Origin of the sequence: Peribacillus sp. NPDC097675 (assembly GCF_050277655.1) — a bacterium.
GTDB lineage: Bacteria > Bacillota > Bacilli > Bacillales > DSM-1321 > Peribacillus.
The window spans coordinates 91,717-110,457 of record NZ_JBNNSK010000007.1; the positions used below are offsets into that span (position 1 = coordinate 91,717).

General features: G+C 42.5%; 23 protein-coding genes. 11 read left to right on the forward strand and 12 right to left on the reverse strand.

Features of this window, described 5'->3' with window-relative positions; genetic code table 11:
- Positions 1-34 precede the first annotated feature (34 nt).
- Positions 35-787, reverse strand: coding sequence for a TraR/DksA C4-type zinc finger protein (locus ACQKL5_RS11755; RefSeq protein ID WP_427609153.1), 753 nt, complete (start codon positions 785-787; stop codon positions 35-37).
- Positions 788-927: 140 nt separating this feature from the next.
- Between ACQKL5_RS11755 and ACQKL5_RS11760 the strand changes: the two genes are divergently transcribed.
- Positions 928-1,785, forward strand: a complete 858-nt coding sequence (locus ACQKL5_RS11760) for a manganese catalase family protein (protein ID WP_427608918.1) — start codon at positions 928-930, stop codon at positions 1,783-1,785.
- A gap of 38 nt (positions 1,786-1,823) precedes the next feature.
- On the opposite strand, the gene ACQKL5_RS11765 is transcribed toward ACQKL5_RS11760, so the two are convergent.
- The 4 genes from ACQKL5_RS11765 to ACQKL5_RS11780 all read right to left on the reverse strand — a co-directional run bounded on the left by ACQKL5_RS11765 (position 1,824) and on the right by ACQKL5_RS11780 (position 4,042).
- Positions 1,824-2,438 (reverse strand): PH domain-containing protein, encoded by a 615-nt coding sequence (locus ACQKL5_RS11765; RefSeq protein WP_427608920.1) that lies wholly within the window; start codon positions 2,436-2,438, stop codon positions 1,824-1,826.
- Positions 2,439-2,452: 14 nt separating this feature from the next.
- The gene (locus ACQKL5_RS11770; protein ID WP_427608922.1) at positions 2,453-2,929 is read right to left on the reverse strand and encodes a GNAT family N-acetyltransferase; all 477 of its coding nucleotides are present in this window, start codon (positions 2,927-2,929) and stop codon (positions 2,453-2,455) included.
- Positions 2,930-3,089: 160 nt separating this feature from the next.
- On the reverse strand, positions 3,090-3,314 hold the full coding sequence (locus tag ACQKL5_RS11775) for a hypothetical protein (RefSeq protein WP_427608923.1): 225 nt from the start codon (positions 3,312-3,314) through the stop codon (positions 3,090-3,092).
- Between the two features lie 137 nt (positions 3,315-3,451).
- Positions 3,452-4,042 carry a peptidylprolyl isomerase gene (locus tag ACQKL5_RS11780; RefSeq protein ID WP_427608925.1) on the reverse strand — a complete coding sequence of 197 codons (591 nt, stop codon included), beginning with the start codon at positions 4,040-4,042 and terminating at the stop codon, positions 3,452-3,454.
- Between the two features lie 179 nt (positions 4,043-4,221).
- On the opposite strand from ACQKL5_RS11780, the gene ACQKL5_RS11785 reads away from it, so the two are divergent.
- The gene (locus ACQKL5_RS11785; protein ID WP_427608927.1) at positions 4,222-4,608 is read left to right on the forward strand and encodes a kinase-associated lipoprotein B; all 387 of its coding nucleotides are present in this window, start codon (positions 4,222-4,224) and stop codon (positions 4,606-4,608) included.
- A gap of 40 nt (positions 4,609-4,648) precedes the next feature.
- Here ACQKL5_RS11785 and kapD read toward each other — a convergent pair whose 3' ends face one another.
- The gene (kapD, locus tag ACQKL5_RS11790; protein ID WP_427608929.1) at positions 4,649-5,272 is read right to left on the reverse strand and encodes a 3'-5' exonuclease KapD; all 624 of its coding nucleotides are present in this window, start codon (positions 5,270-5,272) and stop codon (positions 4,649-4,651) included.
- A 293-nt stretch (positions 5,273-5,565) separates the two neighbouring features.
- On the opposite strand from kapD, the gene ACQKL5_RS11795 reads away from it, so the two are divergent.
- Entirely contained in the window at positions 5,566-7,428 is a 1,863-nt protein-coding gene (locus ACQKL5_RS11795; protein ID WP_427608931.1) for a transglycosylase domain-containing protein, read from the forward strand.
- A 41-nt stretch (positions 7,429-7,469) separates the two neighbouring features.
- The gene (locus tag ACQKL5_RS11800) at positions 7,470-7,748 is read left to right on the forward strand and encodes a hypothetical protein (RefSeq protein WP_427608933.1); all 279 of its coding nucleotides are present in this window, start codon (positions 7,470-7,472) and stop codon (positions 7,746-7,748) included.
- Between the two features lie 45 nt (positions 7,749-7,793).
- Here the strand turns inward: ACQKL5_RS11800 and ACQKL5_RS11805 are convergent, their stop codons facing one another.
- Positions 7,794-8,351, reverse strand: a complete 558-nt coding sequence (locus tag ACQKL5_RS11805) for a DUF5366 family protein (protein ID WP_427608935.1) — start codon at positions 8,349-8,351, stop codon at positions 7,794-7,796.
- 326 nt (positions 8,352-8,677) lie between these two features.
- Between ACQKL5_RS11805 and ACQKL5_RS11810 the strand changes: the two genes are divergently transcribed.
- The 7 genes from ACQKL5_RS11810 to mnhG are packed head-to-tail and all read left to right on the forward strand — an operon-like array spanning position 8,678 to position 14,400.
- A complete protein-coding gene (locus ACQKL5_RS11810) occupies positions 8,678-11,077 on the forward strand; it encodes a Na+/H+ antiporter subunit A (RefSeq protein WP_427608937.1) in 2,400 nt (799 codons plus the stop codon).
- The gene (locus ACQKL5_RS11815; protein ID WP_427608938.1) at positions 11,074-11,496 is read left to right on the forward strand and encodes a Na(+)/H(+) antiporter subunit B; all 423 of its coding nucleotides are present in this window, start codon (positions 11,074-11,076) and stop codon (positions 11,494-11,496) included. Before ACQKL5_RS11810 ends, ACQKL5_RS11815 begins: the two co-directional genes overlap by 4 nt.
- The gene (locus ACQKL5_RS11820; RefSeq protein ID WP_427608939.1) at positions 11,496-11,837 is read left to right on the forward strand and encodes a Na(+)/H(+) antiporter subunit C; all 342 of its coding nucleotides are present in this window, start codon (positions 11,496-11,498) and stop codon (positions 11,835-11,837) included. Before ACQKL5_RS11815 ends, ACQKL5_RS11820 begins: the two co-directional genes overlap by 1 nt.
- Positions 11,830-13,311, forward strand: a complete 1,482-nt coding sequence (locus ACQKL5_RS11825; RefSeq protein ID WP_427608941.1) for a Na+/H+ antiporter subunit D — start codon at positions 11,830-11,832, stop codon at positions 13,309-13,311. Before ACQKL5_RS11820 ends, ACQKL5_RS11825 begins: the two co-directional genes overlap by 8 nt.
- A 6-nt stretch (positions 13,312-13,317) precedes the next feature.
- Positions 13,318-13,794 (forward strand): Na+/H+ antiporter subunit E, encoded by a 477-nt coding sequence (locus ACQKL5_RS11830; protein WP_427608942.1) that lies wholly within the window; start codon positions 13,318-13,320, stop codon positions 13,792-13,794.
- Entirely contained in the window at positions 13,794-14,078 is a 285-nt protein-coding gene (locus ACQKL5_RS11835; protein ID WP_402962956.1) for a Na(+)/H(+) antiporter subunit F1, read from the forward strand. The genes ACQKL5_RS11830 and ACQKL5_RS11835 overlap by 1 nt, the downstream gene beginning before the upstream one ends.
- Complete coding sequence (mnhG, locus tag ACQKL5_RS11840) at positions 14,062-14,400, forward strand: monovalent cation/H(+) antiporter subunit G (protein ID WP_402962953.1); 339 nt, start codon at positions 14,062-14,064, stop codon at positions 14,398-14,400. Before ACQKL5_RS11835 ends, mnhG begins: the two co-directional genes overlap by 17 nt.
- A 167-nt stretch (positions 14,401-14,567) precedes the next feature.
- Here mnhG and ACQKL5_RS11845 read toward each other — a convergent pair whose 3' ends face one another.
- The 5 genes from ACQKL5_RS11845 to ACQKL5_RS11865 all read right to left on the reverse strand — a co-directional run bounded on the left by ACQKL5_RS11845 (position 14,568) and on the right by ACQKL5_RS11865 (position 18,664).
- Positions 14,568-14,954 carry a hotdog fold thioesterase gene (locus ACQKL5_RS11845; protein ID WP_427609155.1) on the reverse strand — a complete coding sequence of 129 codons (387 nt, stop codon included), beginning with the start codon at positions 14,952-14,954 and terminating at the stop codon, positions 14,568-14,570.
- A 153-nt stretch (positions 14,955-15,107) separates the two neighbouring features.
- Positions 15,108-15,671: a 5' nucleotidase, NT5C type gene (locus ACQKL5_RS11850; RefSeq protein WP_427609157.1), complete on the reverse strand. Its 564-nt coding sequence runs from the start codon at positions 15,669-15,671 to the stop codon at positions 15,108-15,110.
- 16 nt (positions 15,672-15,687) lie between these two features.
- Positions 15,688-16,782 (reverse strand): FAD-dependent monooxygenase, encoded by a 1,095-nt coding sequence (locus ACQKL5_RS11855; protein WP_427608943.1) that lies wholly within the window; start codon positions 16,780-16,782, stop codon positions 15,688-15,690.
- 16 nt (positions 16,783-16,798) lie between these two features.
- Positions 16,799-17,899, reverse strand: coding sequence for a bifunctional diaminohydroxyphosphoribosylaminopyrimidine deaminase/5-amino-6-(5-phosphoribosylamino)uracil reductase RibD (gene ribD, locus ACQKL5_RS11860; RefSeq protein WP_427608945.1), 1,101 nt, complete (start codon positions 17,897-17,899; stop codon positions 16,799-16,801).
- 15 nt (positions 17,900-17,914) lie between these two features.
- Positions 17,915-18,664, reverse strand: coding sequence for a GTP cyclohydrolase II (locus ACQKL5_RS11865; protein ID WP_427608947.1), 750 nt, complete (start codon positions 18,662-18,664; stop codon positions 17,915-17,917).
- Positions 18,665-18,741 lie beyond the last annotated feature (77 nt).

Genomic DNA, 18,741 nt, shown 5'->3' on the forward strand with positions numbered 1-18,741 from the left:
AGAACCAGGACTTAGCCTGGTTCTTTTCTTTTGCTTATTGATTTTCTTCTTCCACATATGGATCTTTTTCATAACGTGGTAAATCGCCAAAAGGAGTCTGACTATCCTCTTCGATTAGCGTATCTTCTATTTCCTGGTATTCTACATTATGATAAACCGTTAAATTTTTTCCATATAAATCAACGCCGGCAATATTTTCATAATTCTCGACGAATCCTACATTTTCGTACGAATCGATATACGTATGTTCGTAATCACTTGGCGGATAAGCGAAGTCTGAAGGTGATTCGGATGTGCCGAATCTGGCCACGTCCTGCCAGCTATCTTCCCCATCGTACCCAACAGAACTCGTGCCATCACAATCGTACGTGCTGAAGCTTGGACCTAGCACCTCTTCTTCGACCGGCCGATTATGGGAGGTCTCTTGAGATAGACTATGCTCCACACAAAAAGTCGTGGTTGGAATGATGTTCAATCGTTCGAGTGGGATTTCTGCAGAACATACCTCGCATTTCCCATATTTACCTTCATCAAGGGCCTGAAGTGCTCGATCAATATCCCTGACTTCATCACGATAATGTTCTCCAAGTGCCAGATCCTTTTCCCGTTCGAACAATTCCGTGCCTTGATCAGCCGGATGGTTATCATAGGAGGACAATTCACCTGTCGAATCCTTGATATTCCTACTTAAGCCGAGATCTCCGGAGTCAAGTATTTGCCCTTCCAACCGCTGCTTTGTTTGCTGCAGTTGCTGTTTAAAACTATTTAGTTGCTGATTGGATAGCATATTCAACACCCTTTCATAATCAACCTTTCCCTAGTATTTCTCTCTTTCCGGCATTCCATAAAGGTATTTTTTCCTAAAGAATAAATTGAACGATTATACAAAAGCTAACTAGGCACATCATTAATAAAGGGGGCATTTCCTTGTATTTTTACAAAGAAGATTTAATTAACATGATTGTTCCTGACAAACCGGATCCGAATGCAGCCAAAGTACTTCAAGAAGCACTCGGCGGACAATTCGGAGAAATGCGGACCTTGATGCAGTTCTCGTTTCAAAGTGCGAACTTTCGTGGCAAGGATAAGCAATACCGGGATTTGATCCGTGGGGTATTTCTGGAGGAACTGAGCCATGTGGAGCTTGTTCAAACAACGATCAATCAGCTGCTCAATGAGGCCGGTGGCGATCAACCTGGTAATTCCGGTCCAAATGGCGCACCACTTGAAGATGTAATCAAATCTGGAGCGAACCCTCACCATTTTATTATGGGGGCAAAATCTTCACTTCCTGTAGATGCAGGTGGAAATCCATGGAACGGCTCATGGGTGTACGACCATGGAAACTTAATTGCCAACCTTCTTAACAATGTGGTGCTTGAATCGACAGGCGTCCTCCAAAAATCAAGGATTTATGAGATGAGCTCCAATAAAACACTCCGTGAAACCATCGCCTTTCTTATGGTACGTGATAACGCCCATCAGAATGCATTTGCCAAGGCATTGGAAACGCTTGGAGTGGATTGGGGAAAAATCTTCCCTGTACCGAACTATGACCTGAATAAATATCCGGAATGCCGAAAATATGTAGATCTAGGCTTCCATAATGCCCAGTTCAACTTCAGGCTTGACCAAACCCAAATAGGTGATATATTCCAAGGGAAAACACCAAGCCGTGATGGCGGCGAGCTTTTCGTAACGGAACCACCGAAGGGATATCCAGTTCCGGAAAGGCCAGATATGCCGAGTGAACATGCTCCTGGCACAGATGATCTAAATAACTAAAAAATGGAGCGCACACAGCAATGTGTCCGCTCCACTTTTTAGTTATTGATGTATTTCTCGAATACATACCCGAAATCTTTAACATGATACTTTTTGCGGCTATCCATCAGCCAGTCGAATGCAGCGGCATTGATATCCTTGAAGCTGGACACCATCTGAGTGCCATCTGTCCGGACTTGATTCAAGGTCGATGAAGCCAAGTTCACGCTCTGTTGGGCATATTGAAGCGCATAGGCATTTTCATGGCAAATTTCTGAAATCTTCACAAGTGATTTAAATAAATCTTTCAATTCCTCAATGAACTTCTTATGAACATCTATCGAGAAGGTTTTAGCACCAATCGAGAATTTAATTTCGGCATCTAAATCTACAGTGCCAGCCGTTTCAAGGGTAACATTCGAAAACTCATACTGGCTATAGCTATATCTGGTCAGCATCCTTTTTTTGCTAATGGCACTTGTTCCGTCCAAATGGACGAATGCTTGATTGGTGAAACAGTATTCATCCGTTTTCGATTTGATCAGGAAATAGATTTTTTCATCATCTTCATGCATGATGTAATCATCCGCATCCACCTTATCATAATCAACCGGCTTGATCACACTTCCAATATCACTTAGACCCAGAGCATCTGCCGCCATTTTTTTAAACATATACATTCCTCCTATTACAATAATTTTTCCAGAATGATTTCATCACGTATGGGGATGCCATCTCTGCTGTAAAATGGGATTTCCGGTTTGGCTTTTCTTGATTCTTCCACTGCATTCCTCACAATTTCCGAAATCACATAACCCCTTTTTTGAAAGAATTTCAAGGCTTGCAGATTATCATTTGTAGTAATGGCTTTAATCGAGTGGCAGTTCTTTTCCTTGGCGATATTTTCTATCACATAAAGCAAAGACGAACCCACGCCATGTTTCTCATGTTCGCTGTTCAGGGAAATGATTTCACATTGATGGTCCTCTATCTTATATGTGACCATCCCCGTTATCTCGTCATTCTCATCCAATACTGCAAATCCCTCGAGTTCCGCATAATGAAACTTGCCGATTGAAAAGACAACCTGTGTTGTCTCCCAATGTTCCACAAAGAAACTCTTGACCGTATCTGCCGCTATCATTCTCTTTGCTATGATTTGCATAACACTTCCCGCCCCCAAAACGATCTCTATAGCCTTTAGTATAAAATGCTTATGCCAATATGGGAACTAGTTTGTTTTTTCCGTACCATACCATTCAATTATTTTCTTGAAACGGATTAGGAGACATATGCGTCCTTCGGTAAGGTTTACTAAATATTGATCATGAAAGAGAGTCGTCTTTTAGACGTCGATTCCTATTAGTCACTTCATCTTCGAATTTTTTCGTTTTCAATTCTTCTTTTTTTGAATACTTAATGATGGCCCTCATTGTAAAAATAGCTGCAATCAAAAAGATGACACAGGTAATGCCAGCCGGAATGTATTCACTCTTGTCTTCTGGAAAATATAGAAACATACCTAATACTGAAAGATTAAGAAAGTTCATTCGTTCCATCCTTCCTGAAATAAATAGCTAATTTACCTCATTATAACAATTATTGAATCAATCCACTAGTCAACCCCCATTCACAGAAATCTAAAAAAAGCGAGAGGCCTCATGCCCCTCGCTTTAGGATCAATCAATTATAAGATGGTAATGCCTTTAATGACTACGTCAACGGCTGGTTTATCTCCGGCAACTGTCTCAACATTGGCAATCGTATCGACAACGTCCATGCCCTCGATAACTTGTCCGAAGACAGAATGTTTATGGTCAAGCCATGGAGTTCCGCCATTTTCCATATAGGCGCTGATGATTTCTTCCGGATAACCGGCTTGTTTCATTTGTTCACCCATTCTGCTATCTACATGCTGTGCTTGAACGATGAAGAATTGGCTTCCGTTCGTTCCCGGGCCTGCATTCGCCATCGAAAGAGCTCCGCGCAGGTTGAATAATTGCATAGAGAACTCGTCTTCAAAGTTAGAACCCCAAATGCTTTCTCCACCCATTCCCGTTCCTGTCGGATCTCCGCCTTGCAGCATGAAATCCTTTATGACACGGTGGAAGATGATTCCATCGTAATATCCATTTTCCGCATGTGTTAAGAAGTTTTCTACTGTTTTAGGAGCATGCTCCGGAAACAGTTTGATTTTAATATCGCCTAACGTCGTTTGCATGATGACCGCTTTTTCATTTTCCAGTACTTCAGTTGTTAATTGTGGAAATTGTGTCATTGTCATAACCTCTTTCTTTTTTAAATAAATAGCTCATATCTCCATTCTCTAACCTTCATTTGTACACTTTACACGATTTCAGAAAAAAAAGCACCTTTGATCCAGTAAACAGTTTCACTGTGAAAAGTCCTTGGACTTATGTATCATGGAGGGAGTTGAAAAGAAAGGTGGATGAAGCAATGTCAGAGCATGAATTCAAGGTTGGCGACAAGGTAACCGCCATCTATAAAACGGGGAAATATATTGGTGAAGTCACCGATATCCGTCCTTCTGCATATCTTGTAAAAGTATTGGCCGTCATGAAGCACCCTATGCAGGGAGATCTTCATAATCCGAAGCAAACGGAAGTGTCCATGTTTCATCAGCGACGTGCCCTTGCGTTCCGGGAACAAACCAATGTCCCGATGAATATGGTCAGGGTCCATGATGGCGACATTCCCGATTATAAGGAATCCTTACGCCAAGCTGTCGAGAAAATGACAAACACTTTAAACGAAAGCCAAACAGAATGGAATAGCAAAAGCTTACAGATGCTCGATGACCTAGCAAAAGATTATTTTAAATAAAACATAATAAAAGCCAAATCAATGGAAATTGATTTGGCTTTTATAACGCTAAATTATTCAATACTTTTGATAAGTCTATACGGTCGCCGATTGTCGTAGGTTCATGGTTTTTCATATAACTCTTATCTTTCTCCACCAATTTAAAGATATTATACGTGGTAATGGCATCATCAAGGGCCCTGTGGTGCTTACCTGTGCCTTCTTTTCCGTAGGCCTGTACGGCCTTCCATAACCCCGTTTGGTTTTGATCCCCGAAGAAGCGCTTATATTCCAAGCAAAGGTCGCTCTGTTTACCCGTGAAAGGAAACTTCAGACCTGCTTTCTGACAGTTCTGGCGCAACACCTTCATATCCATGTTCCCCCAGGTGACGATTGTCGTTGGATGCTTCTGATCAAGCTTCTGTAAAAAGGAAACCAATTCTTCAAATGAAATTCCTCGGTCCACCTGGTCTTGGCTGATATTCAAGAACTTCTTACAGCGATTGGTCAAAACAGGAAATCTCGACGGGGTAACATAGGAAGAAAACTGTTCCTGTACTGTATCATTCACGACTGCAACTAAACCTACTTCAATGATTTCCGGATAAAAACCGACTGGATTTGCCTTCCCTTCAGGCATCGTAAATTCAAAATCTATGAATACATACTGCTGTTGTCCATCCATTTTCCAAACCCCCTTCTTATTCATGACATCTTTCACCGACTAAATTTTGGTTATTATTTTCCATGAGAATATTATAACAGAAGATTTAGTCAATTATTTATTTGATTTCATTAAGTCACTGTTTATGAACTACCACATCTTTTTCCATTTTCATTTTTAACAACTTCAGAAGAAACTCTTTATTGTCTTCCTTAATTGGATTATGATGGATAAACAAAGCGAAAGAACCATTCTTTATTACCCACTTATTTTCCATTAAGTTACTAAAAATATATTAGTTAGGAAGTTGGACTATGCGCGCGTATCTTGGCTATATCACGATTTTCTTCTCAATTCCGGTCTTGTCCATTTTTATCTTTCTTTCCTATCAAGAGTGGTCCCTAGCTGAAACTCCCCATCAAGTTTTGGATAAAAGGATCCCGCTCGATACGGTTGACTTGGCTCAGACCAGTTATATGACGGCTGGAAATGGTAAAGTGATCAGTGAAATTTCCAATGGAGAAAAGCGGATTTATTTGGAACTTGATGATATACCAGTATTCCTTGAAGACCTATTCATCGTGACGGAAGATCAGAAATTTTATGAGCACCGGGGAATTGATGTAACTGCCATCAGTAGGGCGCTGCTTGTCAATTCCAAAAAAAGTGCCGTTGCACAGGGTGGTAGTACCATCACCCAGCAGCTGGCCAGAAATGTTTTTCTTACCCATGACAGAACATATAATCGGAAGCTAAGTGAACTCTTATATGCCTATCAGCTCGAACGTAAACGATCCAAGTCGGAAATCATCGAGCTCTATATGAACGCCATCTATTTCAATAACGGAGCCTATGGAATCGAAGCGGCATCCCAATTTTATTTCAGTAAATCAACCAGGGATTTATCGAAGGCAGAAATCGCCTTTCTTGCTGCCATTCCCAATAATCCAGAACTCTATAATCCTCTTAAACACTTTGATAACACGAAAAGGCGTCAGGAGCGAGTTTTAAAGCAGATGGTTGTCCAAGGTAAATTAAAGCAAGAAGAATGTGATAAACTCATTAAAAAGAAAATCAGGTTAGACTTGTCCACCAATATCGATTTATACCCTGATTATGTGACCTATGTCCACCAAGAGTTGAAAGACCTCGTTGCCTCAGCTAACGGCTTGACGAAATCACTGAATGGCCTGGATGAAGGAGCGCGTAATCATGCGGAAGCCGAATTGAACAAGCAAGTCCAAAAGCTACTGAAATCTGGCGTAACCATTCACACTGCACTCGATATAAATCTACAGACCCAGGCTAAGTCGGCCATACAATCGCAAATCGGTTTCAATGATATCGAGGGAGCTTCAGTGGTTATACAGCATCATACGCACCAGCTTGTCTCTTTGATTGGGGGAAAGGATTATAAAAAAAATTCTTTCAATCGTGCTTACCAAAGTTACAGGCAACCTGGTTCAACGATAAAACCGCTTCTGGATTATGCACCCTATATAGAAGAAACCGGGGCGGACATCAATCAGCTCGTTAGCGGGGCAAGTTATTGCAGCAACAGCTACTGTCCAAGAAATTATAACGGTGCCACCTATGGGCTTGTTTCTATAAAAAAGGCATTTGCACAGTCCTATAATACGCCGGCAATCAGGCTCTTCGAAAAGACCGGCATTGAAAAGAGCTTCAAGTACCTCAATGCCTTTCAATTTAAAAAAGTGTCCATCCATGATCAACACATCAGTTCCGCCATTGGGGGATTCGAATATGGGATGAGCCCACTCGAGCTTACAAATGCCTTTACATCATTCAATGATGGAAGCTACCAACCGGCGCGGGCGATTACAAAAATAACTGACCAGGAAGGAAATATTCTTTACAAGTGGAAAAACCAATCGAAAAATGTCTGGAACAAAGACACTGTGAACAAAATTCGCCAGCTGCTTCACGAAGTCACCGTAACCGGGACAGCACGGAGTGCCTATTTCCCAACGGAGTATATTGGTGGGAAAACAGGTACAACCAATGATGCCAAAGACATTTGGTTCGTCGGCCTGACAGGAAACTACACAACCGGCGTCTGGGTTGGAAAGGATAAGCCAGCCAGTCTTCAATCCGTCTATTCACGCCAGCCCCAAATATCGATTTGGAAGACGATCAGCCAAGCCGCTGAATATTAAAAACGGAGCATGATGAGCAGTGAACAATCGGAGGGATTATGATGATAGGCATTTCCATTCAATTATCAAATGACCACTTAATCATTAAATGGCAACTATCCAGGATAGAAATACCCATTTCAGACATTGTAAAAGTAACTCGAGATGAAACATATGCGGGGGAAGGTACCCATGCCATAAGGATTGGTACACCTTATGCCACAACGGATCGAATCGTACTCAAGACGAAATCCGATACGTATATCTTGTTCACCACAAATGTAGCTGCCATAGAAAACAAGATTACCTCTTTGATAGATAGAAGTAAGGGCGTGCACTAACAGAAAGAGCTGTCGATTTTTTATCGACAGCTCTTTCTGTTTATACTAGATTGGCAAACTGGCAATCACGCTGTTATACAGTTTCAATGCTGAATAGGCGACAATGGCCACTAATGCAGTCCAAATAAAGATGGGAAAGAAAATCAATCCGACAAGTCCTGATACATTTACACTTGAGCTCAATTTATAAACGAAGTAAATCAAGGCCACCACATTCGTGACAAGGAAGATAGAAATGAGGCCTAAGAGAAATTGAACACTAAACAGTGAACAAGCACCACCCATTACGTAAATAACCGAACCCATCCTGATGCTCGTCAATGCTTTTCCATCCGAATCTTTGGAAAAGAATAATAACGAAAGCTCAATGACCGTGTCCGATATTAATTTCAACGCCGCAAACACCATGAACATGACTAGCAACAGCACAATCATCAAGGCAAGCTTAATCCCTGTCTCAGAAAAAAACTCCAGCATGCCCTGGTAGATTCCCAAATTCCCGAATAATACAAGCACCTGCATCTCTCCATAAATCGCAAAGGACAGACTAAACAGCAGAATCGCAATGATCGGGAAATAACTAAGTAAATAAGTATTTTTCATGTTTTCTCCATCCACGTATCTTTTATCCTATATTATGCAAGATACACTAGGATTTCTCAACGATTTTACAGGTATCCCCCTCTTTTTTGATGCCTTACAAAAAAAATTGAAACCCTTTTTCTCTCCCTTTCTACCTATATATAAAACTCTATTTTAACAAGTATCCCTGGCTCCTTAAGCCATGCAAACCCTCAAAAAGTGAGTTATACTTTTAAGAATGACATGCAATATAAATAAAAAAACAATCAACGAAGATTCATCACCGTCTAAGATTGTGTAAAAAAAAGCATAATAAGGCGATGACTTCGTTTATAAGGGGGGAGTTTATGTCTTTGCTTCATTGGGCGGTATTATCACCTTTTCTATTGGCCATTTTAATACCGGTTTTATACAAGTACTTGCGTCAAATACATACTGGCTGGTTCGTATTGATTTTACCCGTTCTTCTCTTTAGTTATTTTTCCCGTTTTATTTCTCTGACCAAACAGGGAGAAACCTTAACGGAACGGGCTTCATGGATTCCTTCTCTCGGAATTCATATTGACTTTTATGTGGACGGGCTGGGACTATTGTTTGCCCTACTCATTACGGGGATTGGCTCACTCGTTATCTTGTATTCCATCTTTTACTTATCAAAAGAGAAAGAAAAACTAAACCAGTTTTACGTCTTTCTCTTACTATTCATGGGAGCCATGCTTGGTGTGGTCCTTTCCGACAACCTGATCGTCCTCTATTCGTTCTGGGAATTCACGAGTTTGTCATCCTTTTTACTCATTGGATATTGGAACGAGAGGGAGCGGTCTCGATACGGAGCCCAAAAATCGCTACTGATTACCGTTTTTGGCGGCTTGAGCATGCTCGGGGGGATCGTACTCCTTTCCATTATGGGAAACACATTCAGCATAAGGGAACTGATAGCGCAAAGTGGAGAACTGTTACATCATCCATTATTCACTCCGGCCCTTTTGCTCATTTTGCTTGGAGCCTTCACGAAATCGGCTCAGTTCCCATTCCATATCTGGCTTCCTGATGCGATGGAAGCACCGACACCTGTCAGTGCTTACCTCCATTCTGCAACGATGGTTAAAGCCGGTATTTACCTGGTTGCCCGTCTAAGCCCGGTATTTGCGGAATCCGGTACCTGGTTCTGGCTCGTTTCGATGGCCGGTTTGATCACCTTATTCTGGGGTTCATTCTCTGCAGTGAAACAGACGGATTTAAAGGGAGTTCTCGCATTTTCAACAATCAGTCAGCTTGGATTGATCATGTCGTTACTGGGACTTGGAGCCGCGGCTCTTCACTATGACACACTAGGAGACAATATATACCTGGCTGCGACTGTCGCCGCCGTCTTCCACTTGATTAACCATGCAACCTTTAAAGGAAGCTTATTCATGGTGGCCGGTATTATCGATCATGAGACCGGGACAAGGGACATCCGCAAGCTTGGCGGATTGATGCAGCTGATGCCGATTACCTTTACGGTAGCCGTCATTGGTGCCTTTTCGATGGCAGGGTTGCCTCCTTTCAATGGATTCTTAAGTAAGGAAATGTTTCTTGCTGCCATGGTGAATGTGTTAGAACTGGATGTATTCAATATGGAGACATGGGGAGTATTGTTCCCGGTAGTGGCTTGGGTCGCGAGTGTTTTCACCTTCATCTACAGCATGATTGTTGTTCTTAAGCCTTTTACAGGTAAACTTCAACATTTGGATAAGAAACCACATGAAGCACCGATTGGCATGTTGATATCTCCGATGATCCTTGCTTCTTTGGTCCTAGTATTCGGGATTTTCCCTAACCTACTGTCTTCTACAATTATTCAACCGGCTGTGGCTAGCATCCAGCCAAGCCTAGTAGATTCAGCATTTCATGTACATATTGGTTTCTGGCACGGATTCACACCAGAATTATGGATGACCATCGGCATCATTGTGATCGGCATCATTTTATACAAAACGTTATCCAAATGGAGCAAAGTCTATCATTGGGTTCCAGAACGTTTCTCGTTAAACGCCCTTTATGATCACGGGTTAAAATCGATGGAACGTTCCGCTTCTTCCATCATGAAATTTTTAATGACCGGCTCGATTCGGAACTATTTACTGTCAATTTTCCTATTCTTCATCCTTTCCTTGGGCTTTTCCCTTTATTGGAAGGATGCATTTAGATTCGAAACTGGAAACTTTGCCCCATTCGGGATATATGAAGTCGTTTTGGCGGCAATCATCGTGATTGGGTCGATTGCCATTCTGTTTGCCAAATCGCGGTTAACATCCATCATCATCTTAGGAGCGGTCGGTTATACGATTTCCCTATTTTTCGTCTTACTCCGTGCACCCGATTTGGCATTAACGCAACTGGTCATAGAAACCATCTCCGTCGCGCTTTTCTTGCTCTGTTTCTACCATTTGCCGTTACTTGCAAGCCGGAAGGAAGAGCGAATTGCATTCAGGCTGAATAATGCCTTGATATCGATTGGGGTCGGAGTAATCGTCACCTTAATCGCTTTATCGGCCCATAGCAATAAGCTATTTGATTCCATTTCAAGTTATTACCTTGATAATGCCTATAAGGAAGCAGGAGGTAAAAACGTCGTCAATGTCATTCTCGTAGACTTCCGTGGACTTGATACGATGTTCGAGATAAGTGTTCTCTCCATTGCAGCGCTTGGAATCTTCGCAATGATTAAATTGCGGTTGACGGGGAGGAAAGATAAATCATGAAACAAAATGACTTGATTCTTCAAACCGTAACAAAGGTAGCAGCTTTTGTTATCCTGCTTTTTTCCGTTTCCATCTTTTTGGGTGGCCACTACTCGCCGGGGGGCGGATTTGTCGGCGGCCTGATGACATCAGCGGCCATCGTCTTGCTGTTGCTTGCTTATGATATTACTACAGTCACCGAAATCTTGCCGATCGACTATAAAATGATGATAGGGACGGGCTTACTCATTTCGGCCCTGACTGTAGCAGGTTCGCTTCTTTTCGGGGTTCCGCTCATGACCCATGTGTATCGATATATCGACCTGCCTATCCTTGGTCATATTTCGCTTCATACAGCGGTACTTTTTGATTTAGGGGTTTACCTTGTGGTTGTTGGTGTCACGATGACCATTATTCAAACGATAGGGGAGAGTGAATAATGGAACTTTTAATGGCCATTGTCATAGGAATTCTATTTATGTGTGCAACCTATTTGATGCTTTCCAAAAGCATCTTGCGAATCATTATCGGTACAGGGTTGCTAAGTCACGGAGCCCATCTTTTGATTTTAACGATGGGTGGTTTAAAAGGTGGATCTGTTCCATTGCTTGGTGATGAAGTGACATCTTATGTTGATCCGCTTCCCCAAGCACTCATCTTAACGGCGATTGTCATCAGTTTCGGCGTCACTTCCTTCTTACTGGTGCTCGCATACCGGACCTATCAGGAACTGGGGACGGATGATATGGAAGAAATGAGAGGTACGGACACTAATGATTAATCTACCATTCATGCCTGTTTTATTACCGCTATTTACAGGGATCATTCTTATTTTATTCGCCAAACATATTAAGCTTCAAAGAGGGATTTCGCTAATTTCGTCCCTTATCGGAATTGCTTTAGCCGTTTATTTAGTCATATCCGTGTATAATCAAGGCATTTTATCACTGGGAGTCGGCAGCTGGAAAGCGCCGTTTGGAATTGTGATCGTCGCTGACATGCTTTCATCCTTACTCGTATTAACAACCAATATCATCGGTTTTGCGATATTGATTTATTCGTTTTATTCCATAGGTAAAGAACGCGAGACCTATTATTATTACCCGATCTTTCAGTTTTTGTTGATTGGTGTTAACGGGGCATTCCTTACCGGTGACCTTTTCAACTTGTTCGTCTTTTTTGAAGTGATGCTCATGGCTTCCTACGTACTCCTTGTATTGGGAGGGACGAAAATCCAGCTGAGGGAATCACTGAAGTACATTATCGTCAATGTGCTTTCCTCATCCTTTTTCGTCATCATGGTCGCCTATCTGTATTCCGTCCTTGGCACGTTGAACATGGCTCACCTGAGTCAACGGATCGCAGAGGCCGGACAGCCAGCAATCCTATCGGTCATCGCCATCGGTTTCTTAATTGTCTTTGGCCTAAAGGGAGCCATTTTCCCGTTATTCCAATGGCTTCCTGGTTCTTATTACGCTCCGCCCATCCCTGTGATGGCTTTATTTGGAGCTTTATTGACCAAGGTTGGGATTTATTCCATTTTCCGGACCTATACACTCATGTTCCACCATGATCAAAGCTTTACGCATCTGTTCCTTGAAATCCTTGCAATCTTGACGATTATCGTGGGGGTTATCGGCGCAATCGCCTATTGGGATGTTAAAAAAATCATCATCTATAATATCATCATCGCCGTCGGTGTCATCATCTTCGGAATCTCTTTGATGAACGAGCCAGCCTTATCCGGTTCAATCTTGTATATCATTCATGATATGTTGATCAAAGCGGCACTCTTCTTATTGGTCGGCATCATGATTAAAATCAGTGGATCCGATGATTTACGGAATATGGGTGGCCTGATCAAGCAATATCCGGGGCTTGCCTGGACCTTCTTTATCGCAGCCATATCATTGGCGGGTATCCCTCCCTTCAGTGGGTTTGCCGGCAAACTAATGATTCTTCAAGGTGCAGCCGAAAAAGGAGCCTATATTGGGTTGGCGATGGTCTTACTATCAAGCTTGATGGTCTTATATTCGGTGATGAAAATTTTCATACACGGCTTCTGGGGAACTCCAAAAGCAGATTATACCCTTGATAAATCAACCGTTAATAAAATGCTTTTTCCGGCGGTCCTTCTTGTTGCCCTATCCGTTTTATACGGTGTCGGGACAGAAGCGGTTTACCCTTTCATCTCACATGCTGTTGACACACTAATCAATCCCGATATTTATATCGATGCGGTTTTAAAGGAGTAGTGCCTGATGTCCTTTCAAATTTTACTGAATGTGTTCCTGGCGATCATCTGGATGTTTCTAAAAAATGAATTTAACGGAAGCACCTTTATCATTGGCTATGCTTTAGGGCTTGGCATCATGTTTTTCTTCCGCCATTTTTTCACCAGACGTTTTTATCTCAACCGAGTGTATGCCGTCATCCGGCTGATCTTGATTTTTGCCCGGGAACTATTATTATCCAATATTAGCGTACTTAAAGTCGTATTGAAGCCAAGGCTCGATATGAAGCCAGGTATATTCGCATACGAAACGGTACTCACGAAGGATTGGGAGATTACCATCCTATCAAATTTAATCACCCTGACCCCGGGTACACTGGTAGTTGAGGTTTCGGAAGACAATCGCGTCCTTTATATCCATGCGATGGATATCGCTGATAAAGAGGAAGCCGTCGACAGCATCAAATATACATTTGAAAAAGCGATCATGGAGGTGAGCAAATAATGTTTGCACTTTTACTTAAAATCGCATTGCTTGGTGTTTCATTATCCATGCTTGGATTCTTGTACCGGTTAATTAAAGGGCCATCCGTGCCTGATCGCGTCATCGCCCTTGATGCAATGGGAATCAACCTTATCGCACTGGTCGCTCTCGCTTCTGTAGTCATGGATACGAAAGCATATCTTGAAGCCATCCTGTTGCTCGGTATCTTGTCGTTTATCGGAACGGTCGCTTTCGCTAAATTCCTGGAGAAAGGGGAGATAATCGAAGATGACCGAAATCGTTGAAATCCTATCGGCCGGTTTTATTTTGATCGGCGTCTTTCTATTTTTAGTTTCAGCTTTCGGTATCATCCGGCTGCCTGATGTGTATACAAGGAATCATGCTGTATCCAAAAGTTCAACCCTTGGTATCATGTTCATCTTGCTTGGTACCCTTCTTTATTTTTATTACAAGCACAGCCATTTCGATTTTCGCGTCTTACTGGCCATCTTCTTCATTTTCATGACCAGCCCCGTAGCTGGACATTTGATCAACCGATCCGCCTATCATTCCGGCGTCAAAATGTGGGACCAAAGCGTCCAGGATGACTTGAAGAAAAGACGATGAAACCCATAAAAGAGCCTGTCTCATAGGACCTTTTTTGAGTAGAATAACACAAAATTGAAGAGGCAGAAATGTTGTTAAATCAACATTTCTGCCTCTCTCTATTTATTCAATTTAGGCTTAACTACCCTTTTTGGGACAGCCCCTTTTATCATTCCGCTTTTAGTTCCTCACTTCGGCAAGTCTATGACTGCCAAAGTACATCGCGAAACGCAGACCAGGTTTCCATCTTCATCCCGAATCTTTACGTCCCATATCATTGTGGTTTTCCCACGGTGAAGGATGTTACCTTCTGCCGTAACAATCCCTGAGCGTACACTTCTAACATGATTTGCATTGATTTCAAGCCCGACGACCGCTTGTTTTGTGCCATCGACCAGCTGGAAACCACCGATGCTTGCCACAGATTCAGCCAAGGCGACCGATGCGCCTCCATGCAGTAAACCAAAAGGCTGTTTGGTACGCTCATCAACAGGCATTGTCGCAATGACTTTTCCATTACTCAATTCCTTCATCTCTATCCCAAGCGTACCAATCAACGAATTTTCTACATTCATATCCATTGTCGTCCTCCCTTTCATAATAAAATCTACCTTTAATACCATTCTACCTCGTATTCCTGAGTTATAACAGAAGAAAATGAATAACCATTCATTTTTTATCAATAAAAAAGGGGGACCTGAGTTCATTCAAGTCACCCTTCATTTCATTCACTTGGAAAAGATCTGTTTCAGTTCTGACCAGTTCATCAGTCTCGGAATGGTCATTTCCCGATTATAGGAATTATCGATGGCGTATACCTTCGTAGGAATCCCGACTAATGTTTCAAGAACGGCCGGTTTATCATCGAAATAATAATCCAATTCCAATTTCTTAATCGTTTCGATTTTTTCATGATCCTTCATGCCGCAATAAAAGTGGTCATCCTTCACAGGAAATCCCTTTTCAATCATCCATTGTTTCGTTCGTTCACCATGCTCGGATTTCCTTGCTGTGATATAAAAAATGTCATGTCCTTCGCTTGCAAGCTCTTGTAATGTTTCCACTGCACCCTCGAATGCTGGACAAGATGAATAATAGATTTCTTCGGCAAGACTGTTCCACATCTTTCCGCCTTCTTCTTTGCTCATATCAAACAATTCATGGATTTCCAATGTTTTCAGAGCCTTGAATTGCGTTAGCTCCACATTTTTATTGAGCTTTTCATTATATAACTGGAATGCATATTCCCTTAAGTTAATCAGTGTATCATCTATATCAAAACCAAATCTCATCTTCTTCACTCTCCATTTAGACATATGCGGTAAACAAGGATTCATAAGATTTCTCCATATCCACCTGCAAGGCCTGCACCTTTTCAATGTAGGCTCTTCTTTTGGGCTCCGCCCTTACCAATCCGATGAATTTGGTATCTCCCTCTGTGATGCAATGGTGAATTTGCTGGGCCAATAAATCAGCGTCCCCCAGGGCACAGTTGAGACCGAAAGCACCAGTAGGCGTCATTGTATGGGCGGCATCCCCCAATAGCAAAACGCCGTCTTTTGCCCACGTTTCACACTGGCAGCTATGAACGTCCAATAAAATGAAGTCCTGCCAGGATTGGATATGTTCTCGGACCACGTTCCCTAACTCAGGGAAATTCCTGATCAATTTTTCAATGAAAGGTTCAAAAGGCTGTTTCCGAAGCTGTGGGTACGAACCATGTTCAATATTCCATCCAATCTGGATGAAACCTTTTGCCTGAGTGAACAGGGTTAGCTGTGAACCATTGACCAATGCATTCTTGATGGAAGGCTTCCAACCGTAAGGAGCCGGTATTTTAGCCCAGAGTAAATCGTACCCGTGGTTTTTCACTGCCACAGGGATTTTCGCTTTTTTTCTAACCGTTGAAAACCTTCCGTCCGCACCGATGATCAATGGGCTTTGAATGATGAGCTCGCTCCCATCCTTCAAGGCTTTCACACCACAAAACTGCCCTGCTTCATCCTGAATGAGATCAGTCACTCTCGTATTCAACATCAATTGAAAGGAATCTAACTTTTGGGCTTCATCGACAATCACCTTCAGCAGATGATTTTGAGGCACATGGATACCAAGATTATCTTGGTACACGTCAGGAAAAATTTCTTTTAGAAGTTGGCCATCCTGCCAATATTCGATCTGTTCTATTCTAAGTAAACCCAAGTCTTCCACTTTCGGAAATAAGCCAAGCTTTTTAAGGATGCCCTCTCCTTCTTCGTTCAAGAATTCACCCCGGAACTCTCGTGCGACTTCTCTGTTCCGTTCAAGTAAGATGACTGAAATGTTCTGTTTGGCCAAAAGATAGGCTAAAAGCGCCCCACCAGGACCTGAACCTACAATGCATACATCCGTTTTGATCACCATGCTTCTCACCTGTTGTCTATTTTGATTTAGGATAAGCCGTAATGCGGATATCTTCCCCAAACGTGTCTACATGAGAGATGGAAACATCCAAGGCTTCATCCATTGTATCCACATCGTCCCCTGTAAATGGAGTAAGCGAATTTCTTCCTCCTAATAGTTTAGGAGCTACATAGATGAAGTATTTATTGATGAGGCCCGCTCTTAAGAAGGAGGCATTTACCTCGCTTCCGCCTTCAAGCAAGATATCCGTTATCCCTTTTTTGTACAGTTCGTCCATCATGATTTCTAAGTCCAATCCCGCATCAGTTCTCGGGACCATCATGATTTCAATCCCCATTTCGCTTAGGGACGAAATTTTTTCTAATGAGGCATCTTCATGCGTAACTATGATTGTTTTTGCTTCCTCGACTTGGACGACATTGGCCTCTAAGGGCACACGGAGTTCACTATCCAAAATGATGCGGATTGGATTTTTGCCCCCGCCTTCAGGAAGCCGGGTCGTCAAGGATGGATTATCAGCCAGTACCGTTCCGATGCCAACTAGTATCGCATCGACTTCATTACGCAGCAAATGGACCGAGTGGCGGGATTGTTCCCCGGTAATCCATTTCGAGTGACCAGTATGCGTCGCAAGCTTGCCATCGAGCGTCATCGCATATTTGGACAGAACAAAAGGACGCCCAGTTGTCATATTGTGGATAAATCGTTCATTCAACCTTCGTGCTTCTTTTTCCAAAATGCCTACTTCCACTTCGATGCCCGCATTTCTAAGGAGGGCAATCCCTCTCCCTGCCACTTCTGGATTTGGATCTTCCATCGCCACTACGACCCGCTTAATCCCCGAATCCTTCACCAAGTTTGCACATGGTGGTGTTTTTCCATAATGGGAACAAGGTTCAAGGGTCACAAATAGGGTGGCACCTTTGGCATAGTCTCCAGCCATCTTAAAGGCATGAACCTCCGCATGTGGTTCGCCCGCTTTACGATGAATTCCCGTACCGGCAATCACACCGTCTTTCACGATAACAGCCCCGACGATAGGGTTTGGATTGGTCTTGCCTTTAGCACTAGCGGCTATTTCCAAGGCCATCTTCATGTAATATTCATCATTATTCATCAATACAGCTCCCCTTCACACAATTAAAGTAGGATCCTCTTGCGGGATATGTCCGGATTTCTTGATCTTCGTATCCAGATAGAAACTATTCGTATCTGTCAAACCGCCCCAAAGCGGGATATGATTATTTGCAGTAAGTCCATGTTCTTTAAGCGCAGATAGCTTTTTAGGATTATTCGTAATCAACGTCACCGGTTGATCACGCAGGGCTTTCAATACAGTGATTGCTCCTTCATAAGATCTTGTATCATCTTCAAACCCCAAGGCATTGTTCGCTTCAACGGTGTCATATCCTTCTTGCTGAAGCAAATAAGCAAGGGATTTCGAAAATAGTCCAATCCCTCTTCCCTCATGGTCCGCAAGGTAAAAAATGGCGCCATTTCCGGCCTCAACGATCATCTCCATCGACTGGTGAAGTTGGTACCCGCAATCGCACCGCTGGCTGCCGAAAATATCTCCCGTATGACAGATGCTATGCATACGGACGAGCGCATTCTCTGCCTTCTCGAAGTCACCATATACCAACACCGATGATTGCTGGCCAAAAGCTAAGTTAGCATGTGAAAGAGACTCGAGTACATCTTCCTTCCCATTGTCTTCACCTTCGAGCTGAAGCCACGTATACCATTGAAAGACAGCAGAGAATTCCCCTTGCTTAACAGGTAGATTAACAGGGCCCACTAGGCATAGATCATCCTTACCAGGGGTTTTCAAGATTTTCATTTTATCTATTAAAAGGTTTTTGATTTGATTCGTTATTTTCATAGTATAATCACCTATTTTTTTAGTTTTATTAGTGAGGTTCTACCCACTTACTTAAGGTAAGTAAGTATACCATTGGA